The organism is Micromonospora sp. AKA38, from assembly GCF_027925725.1.
In the GTDB taxonomy this organism is placed as follows: domain Bacteria; phylum Actinomycetota; class Actinomycetes; order Mycobacteriales; family Micromonosporaceae; genus Micromonospora.
Window position 1 is genome coordinate 355956 of sequence record NZ_BNEI01000005.1, and the last position, 26189, is coordinate 382144.

The 26189-nt window shown below is 67.1% G+C and carries 16 protein-coding genes and 3 pseudogenes; 9 read left to right on the forward strand and 10 right to left on the reverse strand.

Annotation, left to right across the window (positions count from 1 at the left end; all coding sequences use genetic code 11):
- Positions 1 to 1064 precede the first annotated feature (1064 nt).
- The 3 genes from TPA0908_RS19310 to TPA0908_RS19320 all read left to right on the forward strand — a co-directional run bounded on the left by TPA0908_RS19310 (position 1065) and on the right by TPA0908_RS19320 (position 4511).
- Complete coding sequence (locus tag TPA0908_RS19310; protein ID WP_281939872.1) at positions 1065 to 1829, forward strand: hypothetical protein; 765 nt, start codon at positions 1065 to 1067, stop codon at positions 1827 to 1829.
- Positions 1830 to 1861: 32 nt separating this feature from the next.
- Positions 1862 to 2833: a hypothetical protein gene (locus TPA0908_RS19315; protein ID WP_281939874.1), complete on the forward strand. Its 972-nt coding sequence runs from the start codon at positions 1862 to 1864 to the stop codon at positions 2831 to 2833.
- A 553-nt stretch (positions 2834 to 3386) separates the two neighbouring features.
- Positions 3387 to 4511 carry a hypothetical protein gene (locus TPA0908_RS19320; protein ID WP_281939875.1) on the forward strand — a complete coding sequence of 375 codons (1125 nt, stop codon included), beginning with the start codon at positions 3387 to 3389 and terminating at the stop codon, positions 4509 to 4511.
- Between the two features lie 290 nt (positions 4512 to 4801).
- Here TPA0908_RS19320 and TPA0908_RS19325 read toward each other — a convergent pair whose 3' ends face one another.
- Positions 4802 to 6292 (reverse strand): nuclease-related domain-containing protein, encoded by a 1491-nt coding sequence (locus tag TPA0908_RS19325; RefSeq protein WP_281939877.1) that lies wholly within the window; start codon positions 6290 to 6292, stop codon positions 4802 to 4804.
- Positions 6293 to 6854: 562 nt separating this feature from the next.
- On the opposite strand from TPA0908_RS19325, the gene TPA0908_RS19330 reads away from it, so the two are divergent.
- Positions 6855 to 11393, forward strand: coding sequence for a hypothetical protein (locus TPA0908_RS19330; RefSeq protein ID WP_281939879.1), 4539 nt, complete (start codon positions 6855 to 6857; stop codon positions 11391 to 11393).
- Positions 11394 to 11551: 158 nt separating this feature from the next.
- Here the strand turns inward: TPA0908_RS19330 and TPA0908_RS19335 are convergent, their stop codons facing one another.
- The 4 genes from TPA0908_RS19335 to TPA0908_RS19350 all read right to left on the reverse strand — a co-directional run bounded on the left by TPA0908_RS19335 (position 11552) and on the right by TPA0908_RS19350 (position 17469).
- Positions 11552 to 12994 (reverse strand): restriction endonuclease, encoded by a 1443-nt coding sequence (locus TPA0908_RS19335; RefSeq protein WP_281939881.1) that lies wholly within the window; start codon positions 12992 to 12994, stop codon positions 11552 to 11554.
- Between the two features lie 589 nt (positions 12995 to 13583).
- A complete protein-coding gene (locus tag TPA0908_RS19340) occupies positions 13584 to 15593 on the reverse strand; it encodes a hypothetical protein (protein WP_281939883.1) in 2010 nt (669 codons plus the stop codon).
- A complete protein-coding gene (locus tag TPA0908_RS19345) occupies positions 15590 to 16741 on the reverse strand; it encodes a 5'-methylthioadenosine/S-adenosylhomocysteine nucleosidase family protein (protein WP_281939885.1) in 1152 nt (383 codons plus the stop codon). Before TPA0908_RS19345 ends, TPA0908_RS19340 begins: the two co-directional genes overlap by 4 nt.
- Entirely contained in the window at positions 16738 to 17469 is a 732-nt protein-coding gene (locus tag TPA0908_RS19350) for an NUDIX hydrolase (RefSeq protein ID WP_281939887.1), read from the reverse strand. Before TPA0908_RS19350 ends, TPA0908_RS19345 begins: the two co-directional genes overlap by 4 nt.
- A 157-nt stretch (positions 17470 to 17626) precedes the next feature.
- On the opposite strand from TPA0908_RS19350, the pseudogene TPA0908_RS19355 reads away from it, so the two are divergent.
- Positions 17627 to 18425, forward strand: a pseudogene (locus tag TPA0908_RS19355) (IS5 family transposase).
- Between the two features lie 1177 nt (positions 18426 to 19602).
- On the opposite strand, the gene TPA0908_RS19360 reads toward TPA0908_RS19355, so the two are convergent.
- From TPA0908_RS19360 to TPA0908_RS19370, 3 genes are all read right to left on the reverse strand, one after another.
- Complete coding sequence (locus tag TPA0908_RS19360) at positions 19603 to 19893, reverse strand: hypothetical protein (RefSeq protein WP_281939889.1); 291 nt, start codon at positions 19891 to 19893, stop codon at positions 19603 to 19605.
- On the reverse strand, positions 19890 to 20210 hold the full coding sequence (locus TPA0908_RS19365; RefSeq protein ID WP_281939890.1) for a hypothetical protein: 321 nt from the start codon (positions 20208 to 20210) through the stop codon (positions 19890 to 19892). The genes TPA0908_RS19360 and TPA0908_RS19365 overlap by 4 nt, the downstream gene beginning before the upstream one ends.
- A gap of 558 nt (positions 20211 to 20768) precedes the next feature.
- Entirely contained in the window at positions 20769 to 21794 is a 1026-nt protein-coding gene (locus tag TPA0908_RS19370; RefSeq protein WP_281939892.1) for a family 43 glycosylhydrolase, read from the reverse strand.
- Between the two features lie 220 nt (positions 21795 to 22014).
- On the opposite strand from TPA0908_RS19370, the gene TPA0908_RS19375 reads away from it, so the two are divergent.
- A complete protein-coding gene (locus TPA0908_RS19375) occupies positions 22015 to 22890 on the forward strand; it encodes an endonuclease/exonuclease/phosphatase family protein (protein WP_281939894.1) in 876 nt (291 codons plus the stop codon).
- A gap of 276 nt (positions 22891 to 23166) precedes the next feature.
- Here the strand turns inward: TPA0908_RS19375 and TPA0908_RS31820 are convergent.
- Positions 23167 to 23349 (reverse strand): annotated as a pseudogene (locus TPA0908_RS31820) (tyrosine-type recombinase/integrase); the annotation flags it as partial.
- A gap of 128 nt (positions 23350 to 23477) precedes the next feature.
- On the opposite strand from TPA0908_RS31820, the pseudogene TPA0908_RS19380 reads away from it, so the two are divergent.
- From TPA0908_RS19380 to TPA0908_RS19390, 3 genes and pseudogenes are all read left to right on the forward strand, one after another.
- A pseudogene (locus tag TPA0908_RS19380) lies at positions 23478 to 24098 on the forward strand (IS3 family transposase); the annotation flags it as partial.
- A gap of 5 nt (positions 24099 to 24103) precedes the next feature.
- Positions 24104 to 24349, forward strand: coding sequence for a hypothetical protein (locus tag TPA0908_RS19385; protein ID WP_281939896.1), 246 nt, complete (start codon positions 24104 to 24106; stop codon positions 24347 to 24349).
- A 272-nt stretch (positions 24350 to 24621) separates the two neighbouring features.
- Complete coding sequence (locus TPA0908_RS19390; RefSeq protein WP_281939897.1) at positions 24622 to 24999, forward strand: hypothetical protein; 378 nt, start codon at positions 24622 to 24624, stop codon at positions 24997 to 24999.
- Positions 25000 to 25184: 185 nt separating this feature from the next.
- On the opposite strand, the gene TPA0908_RS19395 is transcribed toward TPA0908_RS19390, so the two are convergent.
- Entirely contained in the window at positions 25185 to 26174 is a 990-nt protein-coding gene (locus TPA0908_RS19395; protein ID WP_281939899.1) for a LysR family transcriptional regulator, read from the reverse strand.
- Positions 26175 to 26189 lie beyond the last annotated feature (15 nt).

Consider the following 26189-nt stretch of genomic DNA (forward strand, 5'->3'; position numbering starts at 1 on the left):
GGTGTCAGTCGGCGGCACCGGCGCGAGCTCGGTCGTCGCAGGGCTGTTCTTGACTGCCGGTGCCGGTGCCGGTGCCGGTGCCGGTGCCGGTGCCGGGGTCGCGGTCGAAGCGACGCGTGTCATGCTCCGCAAGGCCCAAGCAGTAGCTGAGACTACGGCACCAACTGCCAGAGCCGTCCTCAACCTATGCCTTGTTCACTGCACCGCGTGACTATAGTCCGGCGCCGATCGCGCCGCCGCTCCCCGCGGCGGCAGTTTATGGGGACTCCTCAACCTTCGACCGCGACCGCCGCCACCGCGCGAGGTCCCATTGACGAGTTGACCGAGGACGGGCTGCCGCAGGTCTGGCCGTACTCGATCTATGAGATGTGCAGGGCCCGGCCGGTAGACGGTCAGGCGTGGCGGACGTTCAACCCTGGACCCCCCGTTTACCTTCCGAAAACCCCGGCCAGATGTTGGCGAAGAGTGACAAGGGACGGTAAAGGGCTAGCGATGTCGTTGCAGCTCAGCGACCATCTCAGGCAAGTAACGACAAGCCTGCTTCGGCTACGTTCCGTTACAAGGGGTTTTGACAACCATTGACAAGTCCTGAGGGGACTCGACAAGAGGCTGTCCTGGGTTCAAGTCTCCTCGTTCCTACGAGGGCTGCTTCGCTGACTCTTCCACAGTTGCGTAGTCAGTGCATGCAGGGGGCCGGCGAGGGGAGTCGGGCTGGCACGGGAACCTCGGTCCCTGGCTCGACTCCATGCCGACGCCGGCAACGGGTTCAATCCCTCCTTCACCACAGACGCCACCAGGAGGGAGCCCATCGAGACGGGGCAGTTGCTCGATCCGTCGTCGTCACGGTCTCGCGCCGGGGACAAGATGCGGGTAGACAGGTTCGTGGGTATCGCCCACCGGAGTGTGATGGCCAGACCTGACGGTCCATCTGCGGGAGTGGCAGGCCCGGGAGCCCGCTGATCGGTCACTTCTCGTTGGCCGAATCCGGAGCGCCGCACCCGAGTGGGCGCTGTCGCTGGTGGGTGTATGGCCTATGCCGGACGGCAAGCCATGAGAATACCTTGATGTCTCTGGATGCTTGTCCGTACGGTGAGCCCTCGCACGTCGCGATGGGCCGGGCCACCCGGTCCGTCGCTATGGAAGGCTTTCCCGGCGTCGGCTTGGCGTTGCAGGACAGAGGGGCGAGAATGCGGATCGCGGGGAGCGTCGATGTCGATGCGGCGATGAAGGGACTCCGCGAGGCGCGGGCGGTCTTCCACTCCGAAGCGGACTTTCAACACGCCTTTGCCTGGGCGGTGCACCGCCTCGACAGCGCTGTCCAGGTCCGACTCGAGGTGAGGCAGGACGCGCGCGAGTACCTCGACCTGCTCTGTTTCGGTCCCCAGGGGCGGACCGCCATCGAGTTCAAGTACTTTACAGCCCGCTGGGAGGGCGTCGACCCCGACACCGGGGAGGAGTTCCGGCTGCGCACTCATGCCGCCTCCGACGTGGCACGCCGTGACTTCGTATTCGACATTGTCCGGCTGGAGCAGTTCTGTCATGCCAGCCAGGTGCCGATGGATGGCCTGGCGCTGATGCTCACCAACTATCGCGGCCTGTGGGAGCCGCCGGTCCGGAGCCGACGGACTCGGGACCACGAGTTCCGCATCCACGAGGGTCGACGGCTGACGGGCACACTTCGCTGGGGCATGGAGGACGACCACCACCTGCCGAACCAGCGCGAACTGGTCGGCCACTACCCCCTGATCTGGCGGGACTTCGCCCGGCTCGACGGCCGCAACGGCTTTCTTCGCTGGCTGCCCGTGCCCGTGTGGGCACCCGGAACCTGACTTATGGCCACGGCACGACAGAAGGCGGCCCAATGCCCCACCGGAAACCGTTCACGGCTAGGTGCCACACCCATCAGTTTCCCGCCGGAGTGATTTCGCCGCGCGCGGTATTGACGTTCACCACCGATGACCTCGTGCACGCGCTGTTCACCACCGGCCGCGCACCCGGTGACAGGTTCTCCCACGGCCTGGCCTCGGTTTGGGAGCTGATCCACCGGGCATCGCTCATCCCTGCGTACGTCCGCCGTACCGATGGGGGAGGGCTGGTTAGGTCCGCCCTGGCGCGGGAGTTGGACCGGTCGGAGAAGGGATCTCTGTCGTACGCCCTTGGACAGGCGATGACCGGCATCTTCTGTCGACACAAGCTGGACGTCGTCCACCTGCTGCACACCGACCGGTACGCCAGCCGGTGGGGCGTGACATTCGGTGTCACCAGGAAGCGTCCCGATCTCTTCGGCTGGAGTCACCAGGGGTGGGTAATCGCCGAGGCCAAAGGGCGCTCCAACACGATGGAAGCGAGCCTGGCCACTGACCTGGGGGCGCAGAAGCGTGCTATCAAATCCATTCAGGGGCAACGACCGTGGCTTGCCCTGGGCTGCGTGGCCTCCTTTCCGCCCCACCGCCACGAACTGGCCGTTGACGCGGTCGACCCGTCCGAGGATGGAGCGGCGTCGGTCGACATGGACCTGGACCTCGACCGATACCTGCTGGCGTACTATGAGCCGTTCCTGGCGGCCATCGACGCCGGGACACCCGACATTCGGGACCAGCGCTACCTCGCCGCCCGCTTCGACCTCCTCGGCCTGCGGATCGGCCTGCGTCGCGACATCGCCGCCCGGGTCCGGGCGGCTGTGCAAGGAAACGTGGCGGGCCTTCACGCATCGATGCTCGATCTGCTGGGCGCAGACTTTCAGACGAACGAGGCGGCGACGGTGTTCTCCGACGGCACGCTGGTCGGCACAAACTGGGAAGAGGCCCTCACCCTCAACGACTGGTACTTCTGACCGGGGGGGCGACGGGGTGCCGGTATTTGACCGGCTGGCGCAGCGATGAGTGCTGAGGCGGGCGCCGGCTTGTAGGCGGCGGCCAGGTCCTCGTCAATGTGCCAGCCTCCTCCGCATCGTCGGTCCGGCACGGATTGGGGAGACGGGGTTGATCGATATGGGGGTACCCGGACCGCGTAGAGCCGTCCGGGTCCGCGGTACAGCGGCGTCAGCATCGGGGTTACCGCTTGCGGTAGACGCTGCTCGGCTTGCAGGCTCGTGGTTATCCGAGCGGTTGGACGGGTGAAGCCGACCAACAGCCGGTCGTCGCTGTAGTTGCAAATGGTGTAGACGGCATCACGGCTGATCGTGCCGCCTTGGCGGGCGGCCTCGAGAATGACCTCGGCCAGATCGGGTCGCCAACGCTGAGAGCGGTGCCAGGGCCAGCTTCGACGGATTCGCCGTTGGGGTCCGGTACAGGTTCAGGATGTCTGCCTACCGATAGCGGCAGGGGGCGTCGCCATCGGACGCGGTGTCCGTCCATACGAGCCCAGGAGGGGGCAGAGTTGTTGCCGTGACGACGACGGTCGACTTGGCGGCCTTGCCGAAGGGCGTGTACAGCGACGGCACCTATCTGTGGCGCGCAAAGTCTGGGGCCACCTCTACGTTTGAGGACAGCGTCGCGGCCCGGGAGCTCTTCATCGACCTGCACGCAGACGAGTTCTGGAATCCGTGGCGTATGGAGGAGCAGGCGGCCGAGCTCGAGCGGGCCCAGCGGATCATGCGGGAATGGGAGCGGGCCGAGCCTGGCTTTCGACGCAAGACCAAGCGCCAGCTCGAAGCCGAGATGGCCCGGTGGGACCGAGAGTTCGAGCGGAAGCGCGCGAAGCGCGAGCAGCAGCGCCAGGACAACCTCAAGCGCTACGAGCCCGAACGGGAGCAGGCACGTCTTGCCATGCTTGAGCATCAGTGCGCCTTGGCGTATGGGACAGAAGAGCTGGCAAAGATGCGCTCTGGCGAGGCGTTCCCCGCCATGGACCCGAAGCGCCGAGCACATCGGGTCGCCGAGCTCAAGGCGGCGGTGGCAGGACACCAGTCTGCCATCGAGCAGCTGGCCCCCGTCGTGGACGACCCAGAGAACGTCGTTGACGCGAACGGATACCTTCCCCGCGACCGGCGCCACTCCACGCTGTTCCGCTATCGAGAGCGGCGTATCGCCGAGGTCCGTCAGACGCGTGACGAGCTGCCCAAGTTGCAGGCGCAGATTAAGACGACCGAGGACAGGCAGGAACGGTCCAAGCTCAAGGTCCGCCACGACATCATGAAGTGGCGACTGGACAAGCTGCTCGCCGTGCCGCGGCTGGAAGCCGAGGACATGTGTGCCGACTGTCCGACGCCCGCCAACAAGCACGGGTACGTCACCCCTCCGTCCGACGGCCCCTGTCCGGCGTGGCCAGCCTGGAATGCGCGCATGAAGGAGGTACGGGCGATGCTCGCGCGCATGGCGGAGGCCAACCGGGCGCGTCACGCCATCCCGGCACCCCCGAAGCCCGAGCCGCTGGCGGTGATGCCGTCCGGGTTGCCGATAGCGCAGGTCGTGCAGCGCCTTCAGGAACTGCAGCAGCAGTACCCAGACGCTGAGGTTCGCCGCGGCCGAGCAAATCGGTGGGAACTGTGGCCTGCCAGCGGCAAGTCGTGAGCCGCCATGGCAGCGGCATGGATCAAACCCGGGCCGAGATGCTGCGCGGTGCACATCGTGCTCGGGCGGCCCGGTCGCTATCGCGGGTCGTCGAGCAGCTGGGCCGGGTCGGCATGGTGCCGATGCTGATTCCGTCGACGCCAGCGGCTGCGGGGGTGGTGCGGCGGTTCCCACACCTCGTTCCACATTGCCGTAGCTTGGGTCATCTCGCCGACCTGGCTCAGCCTCGCCGCTGAGTCCGGCCCGCTGGACGTGGCCATCGAACGGCGGCCCTCGTAACCGCAGGGCCGTCAGGGGTGGTCCTCCAACGCGGCGGCGTCGAGACGTCCCCAGGCTCGCTTGTAGGCGTCATCGAGTAGCGGATTCCGGGCCTTCGTAACGCCAAGAGACCGCTCATGCGCCGAGATTGCCTCCGCCACGTCGTAGCCACCTCCTGGGCGCGCTGTGGTCAACGCGGTGAACAGTCCGATGGAGTCGCCGACGTGGGCGGCAGCAACTGCGTGCTCCAGTTCGCCGAGTGAAAGGATCACGGCCTGATACTCGGGATCGAAGATCTCATCACGGTAGATCTGGCTGTTGAGCAGGTAGTGCGGTTCGGCGGTCACAACGATGCCCCGAATTTCCTGAGTAGGATCTACGGTCCCGAACGCTGGGTGCCCATTGCGGATCATGTCCCCAGTACGCTTGATCTGCTTTAGCGCCTTGCCGACATCCCGGTTAAGATCGTCGAGGTAGCCCTGCTGGTCCAAGCGCCCCGGCGGCGAAACGCGTGCCGATTTTACCTCGATCACCACGGTCAAGCCGGGCAGTACCACGATATAGTCCGCAGCGTGCTGGCCCTTGGCATACTCTACGTCATGCAAAATCGCCACAGCATTCACAAGGGCGAGCTGCTCACCGACGTACGCCTCTATGACTACTCCGAGGTCTTCGGCAAAAGATCTGCCGAGTGAATCCCACCCCAGATAGTACAAGGCGGCCGGGCTCAGACGCTGGGCCACGAAGTAGACGTTCGGAGCCAGGTAGCGGCCGTCCGACATCAAGAGGAACGGCTTATCCACCAGCGGGTTGAACTCATATCGGTGCAGGCGCGAGTCGCTCTTGCGTTCCTCGAGCACCCGTCGCTGGACCGTCTCGATGTCAGTGCCGAAGATCCGGCGGAAGATGTCCATCACCTGAGGACCGGTGACATCCAGCGCGTCCAACGCCGGCCGAAGATGAGATTGGTCTAGCCAGCGAGGGTCGAACCACCCGGCGTTGACTCGGGCGCCAACCGTGATGAAGAACGCGGCTCGCATGAACGCATCCACGGGAAGCCCCAGCAGCCCGGTCCAGGTAGCCGACGACAGGACCCGGCAGCCCAGCCCTGTGTAGTCGCGGTCGAACAGCAGCAGTATCCGCGACATGTCTTCATAACGAGAATGCTGATAGGGGAACTGCTCAAATGCGGTCCTGACCAAGAACGATTCTAACGCGTCTGGTTGCCCCACCGAGTCGAGGAACGGCTCGTCCAGGTTCACGAAGAGATTCGTCAGGCGGCGCAGGTCCTTCTGCGTGACCGGCGCGGTCAACCGGTGCTCGTTGCCGAAGGCGATGTTCTCCCGGGCTGCAGCCGCAATCACCCACGGGAAAATAACCTCGCCGGGGCGGCGCTCGTACGCGCCACCGTCGAACTGGCTAGCCGAGACCGCCGCGAGCGCCGGCAGAAGCGTGCTGGGCGTGTGGCGGCGCGCCGCAGCAATGAAATCGCGGTATCGAGTGGTAGGTACGGCGCGTGTCACTTGCCCATCGTGTGAACATTGCGGGCTATCGTCAACCGGGTTCGGTCTCGTGCCGAATTCCGGCAGAGCCTGACCCAGGCCAAGGGCCAGGTCTTGAAGGGTCTGGCGGGAGCTATGAGCGTGCCCCGCTCCGGCACAGAAGGTTGATCTGGTCTGTGGAGGTGTCCGGCTTGGTGCTTCACCGCGGGCGAGGGCTCGCAGCTTGCGGGTGGCGCTGAGTCCGGGCGTGCCCGGCGGTACGACGAACGTGGCCCGATTCTCCCGAGCATCATGCTGCTGCTGGTTCCGGTTTAGTCAGTTGCACCGGGGTGCGTCGCCACGTCTTGCGGCAGTGCTCGGGTACTTGAGGACGCGGGCTTGTGGGTCATCGAGGGCCGGCACGGACAGGTGCGGCACCGGGTGGAGGAACGCGATGTCGCCGGCGCCGCGGTCGGTCGTCCACACCGCCCCGTCGCCGACTTTGCGGAGCGCCCGCTGCCGCCCGGATTGTCCGTGGAGTCTCTAGGTTACGGACAAGCCTTCTGGGCAGGTGCTTACAGTCGCCGTCCGGCAGAATCATGCGGTGCCGATTGATGTCGATTTTGCTGCCATCCGCCCCTGGGGGCGCGGGCAAGACACCGGGTTCGAGGAGTTGTGCTGCCAGATCGCCCGGGCGGAGGCGCTCCATAAAGGGCGAACCTTCATGCGTCTGGGTACCCCGGATGGCGGCGTCGAGGGCTATTCGATCGACGCCAGCGGCGCCGAGCACGGACTGCAGGCCAAGTTCTTCCTGGGTAGTCCCAGCACCGACCAGTGGTCGAAGATCACAGGCAGTGTGAAAACGGCCATCGAGAAGCACCCGAACCTGACCGCCATGACCATCGCCCTGCCCAGCGACCGTGCCGATCCCAGGAAGCCAGACGAGCAGTGGTTCATGGACAAGTGGAACCACTACGTCGAGCAGTGGAAGAAGCATGTCAGGGCCCTGGGGCGGACCGTCGAGTTCCATTACATGGGCAAGTCCGAGATCCTCGAAGCATTATCGCGCGAGGAACACGCCGGCCGGTTCCGCTGGTGGTTCGAGCGACCGCTGCTGAGCCGTACGTGGCTGGCCGAGCGTCTGGACGAGGTCGTCGAGCAGGTCGGGCCCCGCTACAACCGCAACCTGACGGTCAGCGTGTCGGCCGGCCGCAAGGTCGCCAACTTCGCCCGGCTTCCACAGCTGCTCGTCGACCTTGAGCAGGACGCCGCGTCCGCCGTCGGCCTCATCGAGCGACTCGATCCGGCCATCGACCCCGCCGCGAGCGCCCAACTGCACCAACTCGCCGCAGCCCTGCCGATGCCCCTGACCTCCGGCGAGACGCCGACACCCGACAAGCAGCTGCCGATCGACCCTTGGCGGCGGGCTTGGCAGGACCTGCAGGCCGCGGTGCGGACGCTGACCCCGCATCCGGACGCCGAACAGGCCGGCGAGGCCGGCCGGATGCACCGAACGTTCAACGAGCTCGCCGACGTGAGCGCCAAGGTCATCGCAGCGTTCGACGAGGACTGTCCGGCCTACACAGCACAGGCCATGCTGCTGTGGGGTAACGCCGGCAGCGGAAAGACCCACCTGCTGTGCGACACCGCACGGCTCGCCCTCGAACGAGGCCAGCCGGCGGTGGTGGTCCTCGGCCAGCAGCTCGGCGTCGGCAATCCCTGGTCCGAAGTCATGAAAGCACTGCGGTTCGACGGCCAGGCTGAGACCTTCCTACAGGCGCTCAGCGCCCGCGCCGAGGCCAGCCAGCAACGCGCGCTGCTGATCATCGATGCCATCAACGAGAACAACGGCCTTCAGCTGTGGCCCAACCATCTCGCCGCTTTCCTCACAGTGGCCCGGCGGTACCCGTGGATCGGCGTCATCTTGAGCGTCCGCACGGTCGCCAAGGAAATGATCCTTCCCGACCACCTCGACGAAACGCGGCTGATCCAGGTAGAGCACAAGGGATTCGCCGAGGAGCCTGTAACGGCGGTCCGGGCATTCTTCGAGCACTACCGGCTCCCGCTGCCAGCAGCACCGCCCTCGTTGTTTCGCGAGCTGTCCAACCCGCTGATGCTGCGACTGTTCTGCCAGGCCGCCCGCCACAATGCCGGGCTGCTCGCGCAGCCGATCCCGGGGCTGTCGCGGATCATCGAAGCGATCTTCCAAGACGTTGACGCGCGCGCCCGGCACCAGCTGGGGACCGGCCCCTATCAGGCGATCGCACGGCCGTGCTGTGAATCGGTGGCTGCAGCGATGTCCAAGCGCCCGAGCCCGGTGCTTCCGTACGTGGAGGCGGTCGCGGCGCTTCACGCCGTTGTGTCCACGGCACCCGGCACGCCCTATGACAGAACACCGCTCGGCGTTCTGGTCAGCGAGGGACTGCTCGCCGAAGACTTCGTCCTAGAGGGGGCCGGCCGAACGCCGTCGCGGGTGGTTCGCTTCGCCTTCGAGCGCATCAGCGATCATCTCGCTGCGGAAGTGTTGCTGGGCGACGGCTCCGAGACGGCTGGTCGGTCCACGGCCGACAGAGCCGCCGAGATCGCCCGTCGACTCCCAGCCACTGATCCCGGCAAAAGTTCACCGGAGGCCTACCGACTGCGAACGCTTCTGGAAGCCTTGGCCGTTGCCGCGCCAGAGCGCGTAGGTGTCGAGCTGCCGGAGATCGCCGAGGCCATGAAGCGGGCCGGTGTCACGCTTGAAGGCCGATCGGTCGAGTGGGTCATCACCGAACCCTGGCTACGAGGTCTGCTACAGCGCGAGTCGTCCAGCTTCACCGACCGCACCCGCCAGCACCTCGCGGACCTGATCCTCGGCCCGGACCCCGATGCTCCGGCCGCTCTGCCGGATCCGCTGCGCCGTGAGGCGATTAGCCGAGCACTACTCCTCACCATCCATCCCGACCGGCCGCTTGGTCACTGCTGGCTGCACGATCTACTCGCTCCGATGTCGATGGCGGAACGGGATCGGCGATGGACTGCCCAGGTCCGCGGGCGCCACGAGACGAGGCGGCGGCCGAGCCCGTACCAACTCCTGCTGGATTGGGCGAGGTCTGCGCCACCGGAAGTTCTGAGCCTCGGCGTCGACGGCACGACCACGGTGGCCCGGCTCACCGCGGAGGCCCTGCTGTGGGCCTTGCCCTCCCCAGACCGGTTCCTGCGGGACACCGCGACCCGGGCCTTGGTGGCGATTACGCCCCACGACCCGCAGATCATTCCCGCTCTGCTGCAACTGGCGACCGGAGTTGACGACGGGTACGTCACGGAGCGAGTGCTTGCGGTCGCGTACGCAGCGATCACTATGCGATCGGTCGAACCCGAACCTGCAGCGGCGGCCCTGCGAGCGTTCATTGAGCAGGCGGGCGTTCCCGTACATGTGATCGCGCGCGATTATCTTGCGTTAGCAGTCAGTAACCTCACCGAGACGTCTCCTGGAAGCGCGGACGTCGCGTACCTCCGCGAGACCTCAATGCCGCGGTACCCGGCCAATTGGCCGGGCCAGTTGGGGCTACCGGACTTCGAGCAGCTAAAGGCCGAGTATCCGCGCTTCCGGCCAGACGCGGACCCGATTTCGGCCGGGTCCGGTCTCGATGATGAGCGGAGGAAGGAGGCGGTCACCACCGGGTGGGGGCAGTTGATCGGATCACTCGACAAGATGGGTGACTTCCACTCGTACGTCATGCACGTCGATCGCCCATACTGGTACAGGCTCGCCGCCCAGCGCATCGACGACACCACGGAAACGCCGTTAACCGGATTTGACCCGAGCGTGCTGCCGGGATGGATATTCGCCCGGGTCCTGGAACTCGGCTGGACGCCGCAGGCCTTCGGCGAGGTCGACGCCGACATCAGCCGCTCCGACCGCGGACGAACGTCCCACAAGGAGGAGCGATTCGGCAAGAAGTACCAGTGGCTCGCCTGGCATGAAGCACTGGCGCGGCTGTCCGGCACCCACAAGCTACGCGACCGTGACCACGACGAACGCGAAGCAGCATACGAAGGCGCCTGGCAGCTCGACGCCCGCGACTTTGACCCGACCCACCTTCTCGACCGACCGAGACCCATTGACGTTCGCTGGTGGCGGGAACTCTGGCAGATCGCTCCGCTGACTGCCGAAGCCACTGTCGCCCCAGACAAGGCGGCGGACGACGGGCCTGTATCGGCAACCGCGGCAGAATACGCGACCGAGCAGCGTGTGTGGTGGCTGCCGATACCTCAGGTCGCCCACCCTGCTGTGCCGCTGGACCAGGATCCCGTCGTCCACCTGTCCCTCTGGGCCACCGACACGGCAGACCTGCCCGACCTGAGCGACTTCCTCGTGGTCGACGCCGACCTCAGCCACTGGCCTACCACCCAAAGCGCCCCGCGACGGCCCGGCCGCCGCTACCGCATCCTCAACGCGTACCGACACCTCATCCCGCAGCGAACTGAACGCAACACCACGCACGCCGACCTGACGGCCAGCATCGACGGCGTTCTCATCCGCCGCGAGGACCTACCCGCGCTGCAAGCCTGGACCGGCGACGAGGATCTGGACGTTTTCTCCCTCGACGTCCGCTTCACCGACGAGATGTACCTCGGCGAATGGCCGACCGGAGCGGTCTACCGCGCCAACACGGTCGCCGACTTCCGGCCCGAACGCTGGACCGACGCGATCGGCACCGACTCGCTCGGGCTCGGGGTGCCCGCGATCGTCATGACTGAACGCTACTGCTGGGAAGGCAGCATCCTCGACTGCTCGCTACCCGCCACGCTCAACGTTCACCTCCTCACCTCAGCACCCGCCGCTCTCTTCCCAGGACTGCATCACCGCAACGGTGCCGGCATCACCGTCGACCGGCAGCTCTTGCACCTCGATCCCGAACCCTGGCCCGGTAGCGATGGAGGACTACTCATCGACGAAGCATTCCTCGCTAGTGCACTCGAACGCGAGGGACTCGTCCTGCTTCAGATCATTAGGCAGTCCAAACACGTCAATACACTCGACGGCGACCACCGCTTCGCGGGCGGGGTCACCCAGACCCGCCTTATTGGCTCTGTCGGCACGGAGCGGCTATGTGACCTCACCCTGACTCATCTTCTCCCGCCCCGGCTCGACGACTAGCCCGTCGCCAGCCTTGAACAGCCAGCGAGCGGGCTTGGGGGAGCGGTCGTTGGGCTGCCGCGACCGGTTCGGCAGCGACGGCCCGCCGTGGCCGCCGCTGCTCGGCCGCCAGCGGCCCGACCTGCGGCGGTTCGACGGTTGACAGGATGGCAGCGAATTCAGTCAGGGCTGATGTCTCTTGCCTCTTCGTCATGGGCGAAGTCCCAGCGAGCGACAGGTCGGTAGACACTGCCCTCGGAGGTTCGTGTTTTCTCGATGCGCTGGAGCCGGTACGTGTAGTTTCTGCCGTCTCCGGCGGGGTGAAAATCGCCGAGGTGACAGATCAGCGACTCTGGTACCTCCAAGTCGTAGAGGTCGGCCTCGGATCGAAGGGGATCGCCTTTCCAGCGAGACTGGCGTAGCGGGTTGGGCAAGACGACTCCGGTCACCCATTCAGGGTGGGGATCGATGTCGGTTCCGGGAGTGACGATGTGGGCGTCAGGCTCGACAACTGTCGTCATCCAGTCCGGTAGGTGGACTATGCGGGTTGATCTGGCGGTCAGGGGGCGGAAGTACAGATTGTCATGAATGCCGATGGATCTGCAGAGTTGTAGCAGTGGCGCGACGTCCAAAGGGATTCCTTGCAGCTGGAAACTCAGCACGGTCTGCGTCGCCCACCTGGTGCGCTCAGCCGAGATGTTTGAAGTCAGGGTGTAGAAGCCTCCGGTGCAGCTGTCGAGATAGCAGAATTCTTCACTGTGGTGGCTGTTGGGCCGGTCGGCACGCTGCTTCCACTGGGCCAGTTCGGCGGCGAACGCCGCGGCCCCGAATCCATGCCAGCTGGTCGCGGATTGATGGATGCTCCACCGAGCGTCCGACGATGCCCAGCCGAGGCTGGCGAGTCTGTCGAGCAGGTCGAGTACGCCGCGTTCGCTGATCGCTGGCACTGGGACGTCCAAGGTGACGCCGCTGCCGGAGGCCGCAACCCAGTCGATGTCGACCAGATCGTGAGTGAAGGTGAGCTGACCGAAGCCACCGCCAGTCTCCGTCACCGGCGTTGGCTGGTGTGCGGTGCTGACGAATCTGGTGGATGAATCTGGGAGAGCCAGGCGTTTACGTCGGGGTTGCGTGCGAGCGGGTTCGTCCACGAGCGCCTGCCCGTCAACGCGTAGCGACTCACGCTTACGCCACAGCAGATCGAGCAGCGCCGTGGGTCGGCCGGTTACTCGGCGGAGTTCGTCTCCCGAGAGCAGCAGGACCGGCTGCTCTCGGTGGTCAGCAACCTCGGAGATCGCGGTACCGGAGAATCCTGCCATGCCGATCAGCAGCCCGATAGCGCCGCTTGTACGCCTTAGTCGGGCCCGGAGGCTGTCGATCGCGTCGATGTCTGCCCTGGCCGAGCGCCACTTGCATTCAATGAGGTAGACCTCGGACATCCTGGTAGCAAGCAGGTCAGTCTGCCGGGGACGGGCGGCACCCGCGTTCAGGCGCACGTCGAAGTGGTTGGCACGGAACAGGTCCGCTACGAGATTCTCGAAGAGCCGGCCTCGCTTGGCCTTATCGGTCATACCCTCCAGTGCGTGAAGTGCCTTTTGCAGGTCCGAATCGATGTTGAGCCCCACCGCCACCTCCTGCTCTGACCGTAGTCCGGCCGCAGGTGCGGCCGATGGCAAGGTCCAGGCTTCCGCCCCGGGCCGTCCAGTGGTCTGGGTCGAGGTCCGCTTTCCTCAGTGGCCTGAGCTCGGGATAACTCACTGGCCACGCTTTTGCCGGCGGTCAGGACATCTCATGGCGTCCCGCAGCTCGAGCGACCGGCCACTCCTGATCCACGATCAGACGCACCAGGTGAAGGCTGCACGGTGTGGTCAGTTCGCGAGCGGTAAAACCCGGCCGGTACCGGCGGTTAAGGGCAGCCGGGCGTCGAGGTCACCGTAGAGCAGCGCGTCGGTCGCCGACGGGCCGACGCATACTACCGATTCCTCCGCCGACAACCTGCGCCCGATCGACACCATGCCAGGCCGCGGTCCTCTTTCCTGTCGGCGGCGCGTGGCCCCGCGTTCAAAGGTCGGTAGAGCAGACCTTGCCGCAACCCGGCTGCATGTACCAGCGCGGCTGGATCGACGGCGTCCGTGTCACCGAGTACCACCCCGCAGGATCCCAAACCGCGGTGCTGCCCGACCCTGACCCCCACGCCGAGCAGCACCGCATTTGTCAGCCCTCCATCGCTGCGACGAGCCGCCGGAGGCCGGCGCGCTCTCGGCGGTTCTCGTGGGTGATCCACTCCTTACCTTCGGCAGCGATGCCCTCTAGCACGTGCAGGGTGCGGTCGAGGCCCGAGGCATCGAGCGAGACCTGGGAGGCGATGCGGTCGTCGTCGCCGAGTTCCGGCATGCCTGGCCACTCACCGGTGATCGTCAGCTCGTCCCGGGGGTTGTTCGTCAGGGTAAGGGAGAGTCTCTTCTCGCCATTGCGGGCATCGACGACGTGCGCCGCCACGACCGAGTTGTACTGGTAGGTGAGACGCTGCTGATCGCCGAATTCCATGGTTTCGAAGTCGAGAGTGACCGTGACCTGGCGGACGCCGTCCTTGGTGAGCAGGAAGAGGAGAAGTTTGTATCGCGAGTAGCGCCAGGGTCCCTTGCTGACCCGGGCCCGCTTGCACCCGGGCACGGGCGCCTCGATGAAGGCGTGCGCTATCACGTCCTGCGCGGCCACGCGGTAGTGCCGCAGTGTGTCCTCGACCAGGATCTTGCGATCGCAGTCGAGCCAGTGCGCCATCTCCGCGTCGGTCGGCTTCGATTCCAACTTGCGCACCCACCTGTCGTACGCCGCGCGCCGGTCCTCGTAGTCGCGCTGGACCCGGTCTACGTCGTCCCGGTAGCGGTGGCCCTCGAGAAGGATCGCGAGCCAGCCCTGGATGGCGAGCCGAGCCCCGGCCACGATTCCGGCCGTCGCGATCACCGTCGTGGACGGCGCCTCGACGAGGGCCTGCCACAGCAGCGGCGGCCCGGCAACCACCAGGGCGAACACTGCGGTGCCAAAGGCGGCCCGCGTCGAGGATGGCACTCGGGAGTCCTCGGGATCCGCGGTCAGCTCACCGCTGAGCCACTGCCGCTTGACGTCGCTGGCGAGGAATCTCACTAGCCAGGCGACACGCTTGGCGTCGACCGGTTGTTCCCGGTACAGCTCGACCAGCTCGTTACGGAGGGTCTGCCGGATGCCCGCCGTCTCAGCCAGCCATATCTCCCGGGCTATGTCCGGCGGCAGGTAACGCCCGAAGTAGCGGTCGAACAAGGAGTCCATCGCTGAGGCGAACCGGTTGGACTGTGTGGGAGCACGCTGGGGCGTGAAGGTGAGGCGCTGACGGGCCGCCCGGCGTCGATGCCGAGCCAGCTTGATCGTGAATCCGGCCCGGACCGCGACGACGACGGCTCCAAGAGCCACCATCAGATAGGCGGCTGAGCGAAGCCATGAGTGGGCCCAGGCGTACTGGACCACCGCGAGGCCCGTGACGAGAAGCAGTGCCGAGCCACCGAGGGCGCGCAGGTAATCCGCCGCGTCGGCACGGATCGGGTGCGGCGGAACCGGCCGGGGAGGGATCGGCTTGGGCTGGAAGAACATCCAGACCCGCTCCACCCGGTCGTTGGCCGTCCTGTCCCGCCGGGCGATCGCGAACGTCTTCTGCCAGGTCCAGTCCTGATGCGGGCCGGCCAAGAAAACCTCGAGGTGGTTGAGGATGCTTTCCTGCAGGGGCGGGTTGAGTGATTCGAACTCCTTGACCACCAGACCGATCGCGGCCGGGTCGGGAGTCTCTGCCGTGGTCTGCGGCAGCGAGTCCAGCAGCGAGCCGACGGCGTTGATGCCACGGGCCCAGGGACCTTCGGAGCGCTGCGCCGCCCAGCGGCGGACGTGTGCCAGCTGCGCGAGTTCCTGGTCCGTCAGGCTCTGCAGGGTACGGCCGCTCAACAGTGCGAGCGCCAGATAGAAGTAGGCGCGGGAGTTCCTGTAGCCCCGGGCGATCGCTTTCATGATCAGCTCTCTCGCCTCGGGTGGGGCGCTGATCTCCAGGTAGCGGAGGCCGACCTCGAACTGCCGCTCCGGCGGGTCGTCGTCGTTGACGTGGTATCCGCCCTCGATGTGGACCTCCTGGGCCTGGAAGCCCACGTGGGCGTCGCCGTCCGCGACGTTGGTGAACGTCTTCTCCTGCGGTCCGGCGCTCATGACAGAGCCCGCAGAGCCGCCATGAGCCCCGCGACCCGTGTTGCGAGGTCCGTCCAGTCCAGCAGCAGGCCGCGCAGCTTCCGCAGAGCCGTGGTCGCGCGGCTTCGTGCCTCGTCGTCGGTCGGGGGCACGTCGGCGGCGGCGGCGTCCAGCTCCTGCTCCGCCGCGCGGTAGGTGACCGCGTCCACGTCACCCGCCTCATGGAACTTACGGAGCGAGGCGCGCAAGTCCGCGAGCTGATCGTGGAATGTCTCCCCGCCCGCATTGCCCGTCGCGCCGTAGACGGTCGCGTGGTGAACGGTGTGTGCTTGAAATCCAACATGAGCGTTGCCCTTGGCGACGTTACTGACCGAGCCGGACATCGACGCATCACCTGCTTTTTTCCGAGGACGGCGAGGGGAAGAGCCATACTGCGCCCCGAGTTCCTGGGCGAGCGCGAGGGCGAAGGCCGCCGCGTTGGCGGCGGCACGCGGCTGCCAGTTCTCGCCGTCGGTGTGGACCTTGGTCCCGTCGGCGCGGTCGCTGATCCCGCGGACGACGACGGCCGGCAGAGAGCGGTTCAGGTGGGCGGCCTGGGCGACCCCGGCCGACTCCATCTCTACCGCCAACGCGTCGTTGTAGTGATCACGGATGCGCGCCGCCTCAGGCGAGGACGCCGAGTCGAGGATGACCTCTCCGGCAGCGATTGGGCCGAACCGCACCTTGGGCACTGCTCCGGCGAGGCTGCGCGCCCAGCCTCGCTCCCGCTCAAGATGGCGTGCGAGCTGATCACAGGCATGGGGGATCTCCCACACGCGAGGCCGGGTGCGGAACGCGTCGCTCTCGCTAGTGCCGCCGTGATAGGCGTACACGTGGGTGGCCACGACGACGTCGCCGAGGCCGATGGAGGGCCAGAGCGCCCCGGCCACGCCGGCGAAGATGACCGCTTCCGGGTCGAACTCGGTCATGGCGCGCTCGGCGATCACGGCGGAGGGGTGGTTGCCCTTGCCGACAAGGCCGAGAATGATCTCACAAGAGCCTCCGGTCACGGTGCCACGTTCGAAGCGCGTGCCCATCGGGTGTATGTGCGGTTCGACTTTCGTGAGACGTTCGCGGACTGCGTTGTACTCGAGGTCCAGTGCGGTGAGCACGACCACGGGTCTGGTCATCTCTCGTCTCCTCCGGCTGCGAGGGTCGGAACCGTGCGGATCATGGGTGGGTAGAGGTTCCGGCGCGGACCGGCGCGGTAGACGCGGGCCGGCCGGCCGGTGCCCGCGGCGCGGGGCGGACCGGCGGGGACCACGAAGCCCTTCGTGCTCTGGACCTTGCGGTAGAAGTTGCGGGGATCGAGCGGTGTGCCCCAGACGGCCTCGTAGACCTGCTGCAGCTCCGTGAGGGTGAAGACCTCCGGGCAGAAGGCGGTCGCCAAGCCCGTGTGCTCCAGCTTGGAGCGGGCACGCTCCACCCCGTCGACGACGATGCGCAAGTGGTCGAAGGCGAGCGGTACCCGCGCGGCCAGTACATCGTCGACCGGCGTCCACTCAGCGGCCGCGGCGTCGGTTCCCGAGACGGGCTCGGGAAGGCGCGGCACGACGGCGAGGTGGGCGACGGAGACCACGCGTCCACGAGGGTCTCGGTCGGGGTCGCCGTATGTACCGAGCTGCTCCAGGTGCGGGATGTCCGTGAGTCCCGCCTCCTCCCGCAGCTCCCGGCGGGCGGCGCTGAGGATGTCCTCGCGCTCATCGGCGAGGAACCCCCCAGGCAGCGCTGCCCGCCCGACGAACGGCTCGATACCGCGCCGCACGAGAAGCAGGCACAGGCGACCACCGCGCAGGGTGAGAATCACGAGATCGACAGCGAGCAGGATCAGGGGTGGTTCCCAGTTGTCATCGGGCACTGCTCGACCATAGCTTTTTGTCGATCCGACAAAAAGGCTCGGAGTTGTCGCAAGGCCGACACTTCTTAGAGGTCCTAACTTAATGATGTTGGGCGTAACCGACTGGATGTGAGGGTCGTTTCGTCTGCACGTGAGGAGGGGTGAGCAGCCGCCGTGGATCGTCTCGGACGAGTTGTGGGCCGAGATCGCACCGCTGCTGCCACCCCGCCCACCACGGCGGAGCCGCTATCCAGGGCGTAAACCGCTGGATGACCGCAGGGTGTTCTGTGGGATCTTGTTCGTGCTCTACACCGCGATCCCGTGGGAGTTCCTGCCCCAAGAACTCGGGTTCGGGTCGGGGATGACCTGCTGGCGCAGGTTGCGGGACTGGAATGACGCCGGGGTGTGGCAGCGGTTGCACGAGATTCTGCTGGCCCGCCTACGCGGCGCGGGGCAGTTGGACCTGTCGAGGGCGGTGATCGACGGCTCCCACATCAGGGCGCTCAAGGGCGGCCCAAAACTGGTCCGAGCCCGGTCGACCGCCGCAAGCCGGGCTCGAAACACCACGTCATCACCGACGCCGGCGGGATCCCCCTCGCCGTCACGCTGACCGGCGGCAACCGTCACGACTCCACCCAGACCACCGTCCTGCTCGACGCCATCCCACCCATCGGCGGACGCCCAGGCCCACCACGGCGGCGCCCCGACCGGCTGTACGCCGATCGAGGCTACGACTACGACAGCCACCGCCAACAGATCCAGGCCCGCGGCGTCCCCCCGTCATCGCCCGACGCGGCACACCCCACGGCTCCGGCCTCGGCACCACACGCTGGGTCGTGGAACGCACCATCGCCTGGCTGCACTGGTTCCGCCGCCTACGCATCCGCTGGGAAATCCGCGACGACATCCACGAAGCCTTCCTCAGCCTCGCCTGCTCCCTCATCTGCTGGCGCCAACTCCAACGCCCCCAGAGTTAGGAGTTCTTAGTAGCGTCTAGATCACGAAGAGATGCCACAAATGGGGTGGCGACGCTATGCGTCGTGGCGGTGATGCTGAGAAAGACGGTGTTGGTCGTCTTAAAGGATCGACGCGCTGGCCGTCTCTCATCTACGCAACACGCCTATCACGGGCAAGTCGTGCGCCACTCCAGCGGACGCAACCCCCGGGCGTCGATCTTCGCGTTGCTCGGATGCAGTTCGGCGATGTGGCCCCATCGCCAGGCAGGGCAGACGGGCCACCTAATGACCAGCAGTACGGGTCACCCGCGATCGGCAGGGCGCCGATCGCGGCCGGGTGGTCGACCGCCACCAGCACCCGGCCGTGGCGGATGTGGCCGGCGACGCGGTGGCCGGCAGGAAATCGCCCCCCGTTTACCCCCCGAAAACCCCGCCGACGGTTGACAATCAGTGACAAGGCGCGCCCAGTGGCTGGTTGTGTCTGTGCAGCTCAACGCCCACTTCTGGCAGTCAACGACAAGTTGGATTCAGGCACGGAGGGTAACAAGGGGTCGTCGGTTCGAATCCGGCCGTCCCGACAGCGAGAGGGTTTCCACAGGTCAGCGACTTGCGGGAGCCCTCTTCTCGTTGGTCTGGCGCAACCTGTCGCCGTTTGAGGCGCTGCTGGAACCCTTGACTCGGGTAGTTTTGCGAGCCGATTTTGGCTGTCTCTCTGTACACCGGCTGGTAGGCGCGTTGCATCGGCGTGGCGTAGTCGCTGCTGGATCACTAAACGGCAGGCGATTTCGGACAGAAGGGGCGCGATTTTCTGTGCCACTCTTGTGGGTCATGTGGTCGCGACCCGCGGCAACGACGACATGATCACCACGCGATGGTCATCGTCCGGGTCGACGATCTGATCGCTCCTGTGCCGGCTCGGGCATGGCGCCGGCGCCCACGGTCCCCGTGAGTACTGGCGGGCGCGGGTGCCGGTGCGTATCGGCTGGCAGCCCGGCTGCGAGCTCTGGCTGCTCGCCTCTCGCAGCATCAGCACCGGCGAGATCGCCTACTACGTCTGCTGCGGGCAGCTATCCGGCCGACACCGGGATGGCGTCAACCATGGCGATGAACTGCGGAGACTTCAGATCAGGCAGGTGCGGCCGGAGTACTAGGCCGTCACGGCCCGATCAGGACACCCCTGTCCCGCCACTAGGCACGGTCAGCAGAACCAGCCGTCCTGCACCCAGCCGCGCCGGTTGATGTGACCGTAGGCAAACCCGTAGACGTAGCCGCCGCTGCGGGGACCCTCGACCAGGAACGTCTGACCCTGATAGAGGGTGCCCATCCAGGCGCCGACGGGCTGAGTGCGGACGAACAGGTCACTCGCGCACACCGTTTCCCGCTCCCCGATCGTGCCGTTGGCGGCCTGCACCGGGGTTGGCATGGCGAGTGTCGCGGCGACGCCTGCGACCAGCAGGCCGGCGGTCACCCGGGTGCTACGCCGGCTCACCACGAGTCGTACCCACCGATACACTCGACGCGCAGGTAGCCCCAGTCGGTGGGGCCGAAGTCGAAGGAAGCCGCCCACCCGTTGTAGACCGGGTGCGCCCCCGGCGTGTGGCCGATCTTGTTGCCGTAGGCCAGGGTGCGCTTCAGGCCGGTCGGACCGCTGGCGGAGTCGTAGTTGGCGTAGAAGCTGGCGCTTTGGCAGATCACGATGGCGTGCCGTGGCACCACCGGGTCGGCCTGGGCCGGCGTGGCGCCCAGGGCGATCGTTGTCGCTCCGATGGCCAACGCGGCGGCCCTCGCGCGCTTTCGTCGGGGCATGCCCACCTCCCGTACGGCGAAACTTTCCTACCGGAAACCCTACCGAAGGGGTTGATAAATGTCGATGGGGAGTGGTGGTCGAGCGGGCTCCCGAGGTGCCTTCGGTGGCCATCCGGGCGTGGACGGGAGCCGACCTCACGCTGAGGGTCACTGACCGTCGGTGGCATGGCCTCAAACAGGTCCGAGGCCATCTAAGGTCGCACGCGGCTCGGCCCGCACGAAGCGGTCAGTGACACGCGCCACCGCCTCGTCCAGGATGACCCGCCACCTGCTGGGGTTTACGCTGTGGCACGCGGCCACCGCACGATCTTCGATTGTCCTCACAAACCATCGATGATCGACGCGGTGGCCGGCTCCGTGCCCACGCCACGCCCAACGCCAAACCCACTGGGTACTGCCGCGCTCAGCCTCGCCGCGGTCGTGGTTGCCCGTCCGGGCCGCCGGTCGGGCCGGCCGGGCGACGAGTGACACCGGTCGGGTCGCCGGCGGCCGTCAAGGGGGCCGGCCCCGGCGGCCCGATCACCGCGACGTGCCGACGCCTGGCGTCGGGCCGGGCTGTCACAGGAACGCGCCGACGCGCGGCGTCGCGCCGTCCCAGCGGAAGATCGCGGCGTACAGCGCGCGGCGGGCGGTGCTGGGCAGCGAGCCGTCGGCCTGCTGTCGGCACGGCGCGGTGCCGGCGCAGATCCAACCGTGCAGGAAGATCCGCTGCTCGTCGTCGACCAACGCGGGGACGAGGTCGGCGCCGCCCGGGCCGCAGATCCCGGTGCCGCCGGTGGTGAGCAGCGGGCGCTCCGTCCTGCCGTGGAAGTCCCACCGGTCGGTGGAGGTGAGATAGACGGTGGCGTAGCTGCAGTTCTGGTAGCCGTACCGGGAGGCGAACAGCACGAATGTGGAGCCGCGTTGGCGCAGCACCGGGTTCTCGATGATCCCGTCGCTGCGGACCAGTTCGCGGCTGACGGTGCCGACCCCGCGGGTGCCGGTGTCGTCGACCCGCAGCATCCGGATCGACGAGGGTGTCTGCTGCGTCTTGTAGAGCACGAACCGGTGGCCGTCGGCGTCCTCGAAGGGCGACGGGTCGATCACGCCGGCGGCGGCGACCGGCCGTCCGGGCACCGCGTCGTCGGCGTCGTGCGCGCCACCCGGGCAGATCAGGGGCGCGGCGCCGACCGGGGTGTACGACCCGGTGGCGGTGTCGGCGGTAGCGGCGCCGTGGCACCGCTGCCCGTCCTTGCCCTTGGCCGGCGCCGAGTAGTAGAGCACCCACCCGGTGGCGGTATGGACCGCGTCCGGCGCCCACACCGCGCCGCTCTCGGCCCAGTCGGGCACCGAACCGAGCACCGCGCCCAGGTCGGTCCACGGTCCCGACGCGGTGTCAGCCCGGTACGCCGGGGCCCGGCCGCCGGTGGCGAACACGACGAAGGCGTCGCCCTGTCTGACCACTCCGGGATCGGCGATCCCGCCGGCTGGCGCGTACACCGGTTGCGGGGTGGCGGCTGCGGCGGGCGCGGCGGCGATGCCTACCGCGACCACCGCCGCCAGGACGGCGGCCAGGAACGGGCGTCGGGTCCCTCGTGGACGCATGGGTCTCCTCAGCGCGACAGCGGTGCGGCGGGTGGTGTCGGTGGGCACCGCCGAGCGTGCCGGTAGCACCGCCCGGCTGTCAACAATCGCCATTCAGTTCGGTCAATGTGGTGCTAATGTGCAGCTGCGGTAGCCGAGCTGCCCGGCCGGCGGCGATCCGGGCGATTCCCCTTCCGAGCCGCGACGCGCCGGTCCGCACCCCTCGGGAAGGGATTGCCCCATGCAACACAGAAGACGGTGGTCGGCACGCAGCGCGGGCGCCCTCGTCGGCACGGCCGTGCTGCTGGTGAGCCTGGTGCCGGCGGCTCCCGCCGCCGCCGCGAACGCCACCTTCAGGGCGGCGACGCTGAACATCCTCTACGAGCTCAACCAGGCCCAGTTCACCCAGGACCTGCAACTGATCACGTCCCGGGCGGACCTGGTCGGCCTCAACGAGGTGGGCAACCGCCGGGCGTTCCTGCAGGACTGGGCCGCCGCGAACGGCTGGTGGCTGTACGCGCCCGAGCCGACCCAGGCGGCCAACGAGGCGCTGCTGGCCCGCAAGAGCATGTTCGACGTGCTCGACAAGGGGTCAGACTTCGTGTGCGACACCAACGGACCGGGCGAGGTGCCACCGGCCCGGTACAACAACTGGGTCCGCTACCGGCACAAGCCGACCGGGCGCAGCGTCTTCCACCTCAACGCGCACGCCAACGCCAGCATCGAGAGCGGCGGGCGGCCCGAGGACCTGCCGCGTACCCGCTGCGCCGAACAGCAGTTCCAGGCCCTCAAGGACCTGGCGGCCAGCAAGAAGGACGCCGGCCAGGTCATCGTCAGCGGTGACCTCAACGTCGACTTCAGCGCCGACCGCGCCTACGGGTACGCGAAGTTCCCGTGGCAGGTCTTCGAGGCCAACGAACTGCCCAACCTGCGGTCCTGCTACAACCTCTACGGCGAAAAGGGGACCGGGACGCACGGCAACCGGCACATCGACTACGTCTACTTCTGGAAGCGTGTCGAGGAATACCGCGAGATGTGGATGACCGACTATGCCATCGTGGGCGGCACCAATTCCGACCACAACGGGGTGGTCGCCACCTTCAGCATCACGCCGTGATCCCCGGGGGCGGTGTCCCGACGAGCCCGCGGTCGTGACCGGGACCGGCTTCGTGGTCGCCGACCCGGCTGACGGCCGGGCGGTCAGCCCAGCGCGAGCGGCAGTCGTCCGGCCAGCCGGCCGAGTGCGGCGTGCTCCGCGTCGGTCGACGGTGGCCACGGGCCGGGTCGGCTTGCGGTCGGCGAGGAACACCGGTCCGCGAGCGCGGCCGGCGAGTAGCCGGGGCGGCAGCATGGCGGCGCCGGTCTGCCAGAACGCCCACTCGGTCTTGCCGCCCTTGGACACCACGCGTGCGCGTTTGCTGGCCAGGTCGAGGTCGCCCACGTCGAGGGTGAGGATCTCCTCGGCCCGGGCGGCGGTCTCGTAGAGCAGCCTCCACAGCGTCTTGTCGCGCAGGCCGACGTCGAGGCGCCACAGCGCGGCGACCTGGTCGCGAGTCAACGCCCGGGTGGTGTCCACGGCTACCTTCGGCCGGACCCAGCCCGCGGTGGGGTCGCCGGTGATCCAGCCGGCCGACCCGCGCCACCAGGTCAGCGCCGAACGCAGTGTGGACAGGTGCCGGACCCGGGTGCATCGCTCGTCAGCCCCGGTGGCTTGCCCACCGTGTCACCGACGCTGACCTGGCTGCGGCGTATCGGGCGGACGCGTTGTTCGACGCCCATCGCGACGACCCGGAGTTCGGCTACCGGTTCCTGGCCGATGAGGCCCGCGCCGCCGGCCAGCCGATGGTCGAGCGCATCGCCTGGAGAATCTGCTCTGGCATGGGCTGGTGGAGCGCGTTCAGCAAAAAGAAGCGCCGGGGCAAGGGCGGCAAGGTCGGTCCGCCGGTGCACGACGATCTGGTACGCCGCGACTTCACCGCGAACGGCCCGAACCGGATGTGGCTGACCGACATCACCGAGCACCGCACCGGTGAGGGCAAGCTCTGGCTGTGCGCGATCAAGGACGTGTGGTCCAACCGGATCGTCGGCTACTCCATCGACTCACGGATGAAGTCGAGGCTTGCCGTCAACGCCCTGCACAACGCCGTAGCCCGCCGCGGTGACGTGGCCGGATGCGTGCTGCACACCGACCGCGGGTCGCAATTTCGCAGCCGGAAGTTCGTCCATGCCCTCAACCAGCACCACATGACCGGGTCGATGGGCAGAGTCGGCGCCGCCGGCCACAACGCTGCCATGGAGTCATTCTTCGGCCTGCTGCAGAACAACTATCGGTGGAGCAGACCCCCTGGCTGAGCGGACCGCTTGTTGTCGGTACGCCCGCCGGGGTGCGGTTTCGTGTGGCTGTCGTCGGGTTGGTGGCTGGCTTCGACCGTTACGTGCGGCAGGGTGCGGTCGGGCCAGCGGGGGAGCCGCCAGGTGGCTCGTCCGGTCAGGTGAATGAGCGCGGGTACGACGATCATGCGGATGACGAATGCGTCGAGGAGGACGGCGGCGGCCATGCCGAGGCCCAGGAGTGACCGGGATGAATGGTTCGATCGGGCCGGCCTTGCCGAGGCCGATGAGTCCGCTGCCCCAGCCCCACTGGAAGACGGCGGTGACCACGCCGAACGCGGCGGCTGCGGAGACCAGGTTGAGGACGGCGCCGACGGCGGGGACGAGCAGGCTGCGGAAGACGAACATGAGCAGCCGGAACGACAGGCCGATGACGACCGTGAAGAACAGCGGCAGTGTCCATTGGGGCTGCCCAGGTGTCGTCCTCCGGTGAGCCGTTGCGCACGTCGATCGGGTGGTGGGTGACCAGCAGATCGCCGCGCTCGGCCACGACCAGCCGGGCGTCGAGCACCTCGGCCGATGGGAGGCAGGCACCGTACACGGTGCCACCCCGCGAGTGGCCGCGTCGCATCAGGCCGTTGAACCGCTGAGTGAACTGCGGCTCAACGAACGCGCGCCAGTCGGTGCCGACCTCCTCAAAGACCCGGGGCAGGTGCCGATTCACCGCGATGTCGGGAGCGGCCGTGTCGAGGGCGAACAGCTCATCCAGGGCGTTGACGAGGCGATCGAGATCCATAAACATCCCCGCACCCTACGAGGTCATCGGTCGTGGGTCGGCTGCAATCCATTAGGCGTGGACTGGACGGAATTCGATGTCGAGTTGAGCGGGCCGTAACCGGGCGGTCGTCAAGCGTGTCAGAGCTCTGGGGAACAGGCGGGGACCACACGGCGTGCGCGTGGTGCTCGGCCGAACTGAGGGAAGTGGCGCTGATTCCGGCTCGCGCGAATCGTGACATCGTTCGCCGCGTCTACAAATTTCTGATACTGCGGCTCGTTGATGTGCCTTCGTTGACGGCGGCTTCAACTGCGCTGCGCCGGCATGAGTGGAAGAAAGTAGCGGGGATTCCGGTCCGCGTAGTCGCGATATTGCGCGCTGCCGTCGATAAAGGTCCGATACCATGACTTGACCGCTTCGAGGACGTGGGCGGGATCCGTCTGTTTTGCGAGGCGAGACCCGCAGATGACGTAAATTGTTCTTGTCGGTGGACTGGCCAGCGGCCGCATCCGGATTGCCTCCATGTGCCTCCCGGGTGGCGATCCGAGCGCAATCCCTGTGCCGTGTGCGACCGCTGTTTTGATCTCCTCGTTCAGGTCGGTCTCAAGGACAATTTTCGGGGTGAAGCCGGCTGCTTCCACGGCGCTGTCGAACAGAACGCGCAGGGCTCCTTGCGTTCGGACCAGCCATGGCTCGTCACGCACCTGCGCCCAGTCCACGGGATTCTTGCCTCCTGCCAGTGGATGATGTGCCGCGACGGCCAACCAAACCGGCTCCGCCAGCACCTGCTGGAGGATCGCTCCGCAGTCCAACTTCTCGTACCCCGGAGGGCCCACCGGGGTGGCCCGGTAACCAAGAACGAGGTCCACCTCTCCGGTGTGGAGTTTTGCCTCGCTCTCTCCTTCGACGAAGGGCTCAGTAGTCCATTCGGCCGTCGGTAGACAGGTGGCAAGGTGTCGGATCAGGGGCGGGATGAGTAGGTTGTACGTGGCGACGACGTAGCGTTGCGACCTCGGCGACGACTGCGTCAATCGGGTCGCGGCGCGGTAGGCATCCCGCCAGGTAGCGGCCATTTGCGTGAAGGCGGAGGTGAGAATTTCTCCCTGCGGGGTGAGTCTGGTGCTCCTTGTCGTACGCTGCACCAGTGGCAGTCCGAGTTGTTCCTCTAGCTGCTGCACCCTTTTGCTGACCAGTGGGCGGGAGACTCCGAGCCTGTGGGCGGCCCCCGTGAAGCTGCCAGTCTCCGCAATCGCGTTGAGGGTTTCCAGCTCACTCCAGCGCACACGCGCCTCCAAACACGCACGGTTTCG

Excerpts from the sequence above, each read along its gene's own strand:
- TPA0908_RS19310 (WP_281939872.1), top strand. The coding sequence starts at position 1,065 with ATGTCTCTGGATGCTTGTCCGTACGGTGAGCCCTCGCACGTCGCGATG.
- TPA0908_RS19315 (WP_281939874.1), top strand. The coding sequence starts at position 1,862 with ATGCCCCACCGGAAACCGTTCACGGCTAGGTGCCACACCCATCAGTTT.
- TPA0908_RS19340 (WP_281939883.1), bottom strand. The coding sequence starts at position 15,593 with ATGAGCGCCGGACCGCAGGAGAAGACGTTCACCAACGTCGCGGACGGC.
- TPA0908_RS19345 (WP_281939885.1), bottom strand. The coding sequence starts at position 16,741 with ATGACCAGACCCGTGGTCGTGCTCACCGCACTGGACCTCGAGTACAAC.
- TPA0908_RS19365 (WP_281939890.1), bottom strand. The coding sequence starts at position 20,210 with ATGCCCCGACGAAAGCGCGCGAGGGCCGCCGCGTTGGCCATCGGAGCG.
- TPA0908_RS19370 (WP_281939892.1), bottom strand. The coding sequence starts at position 21,794 with ATGCGTCCACGAGGGACCCGACGCCCGTTCCTGGCCGCCGTCCTGGCG.
- TPA0908_RS19375 (WP_281939894.1), top strand. The coding sequence starts at position 22,015 with ATGCAACACAGAAGACGGTGGTCGGCACGCAGCGCGGGCGCCCTCGTC.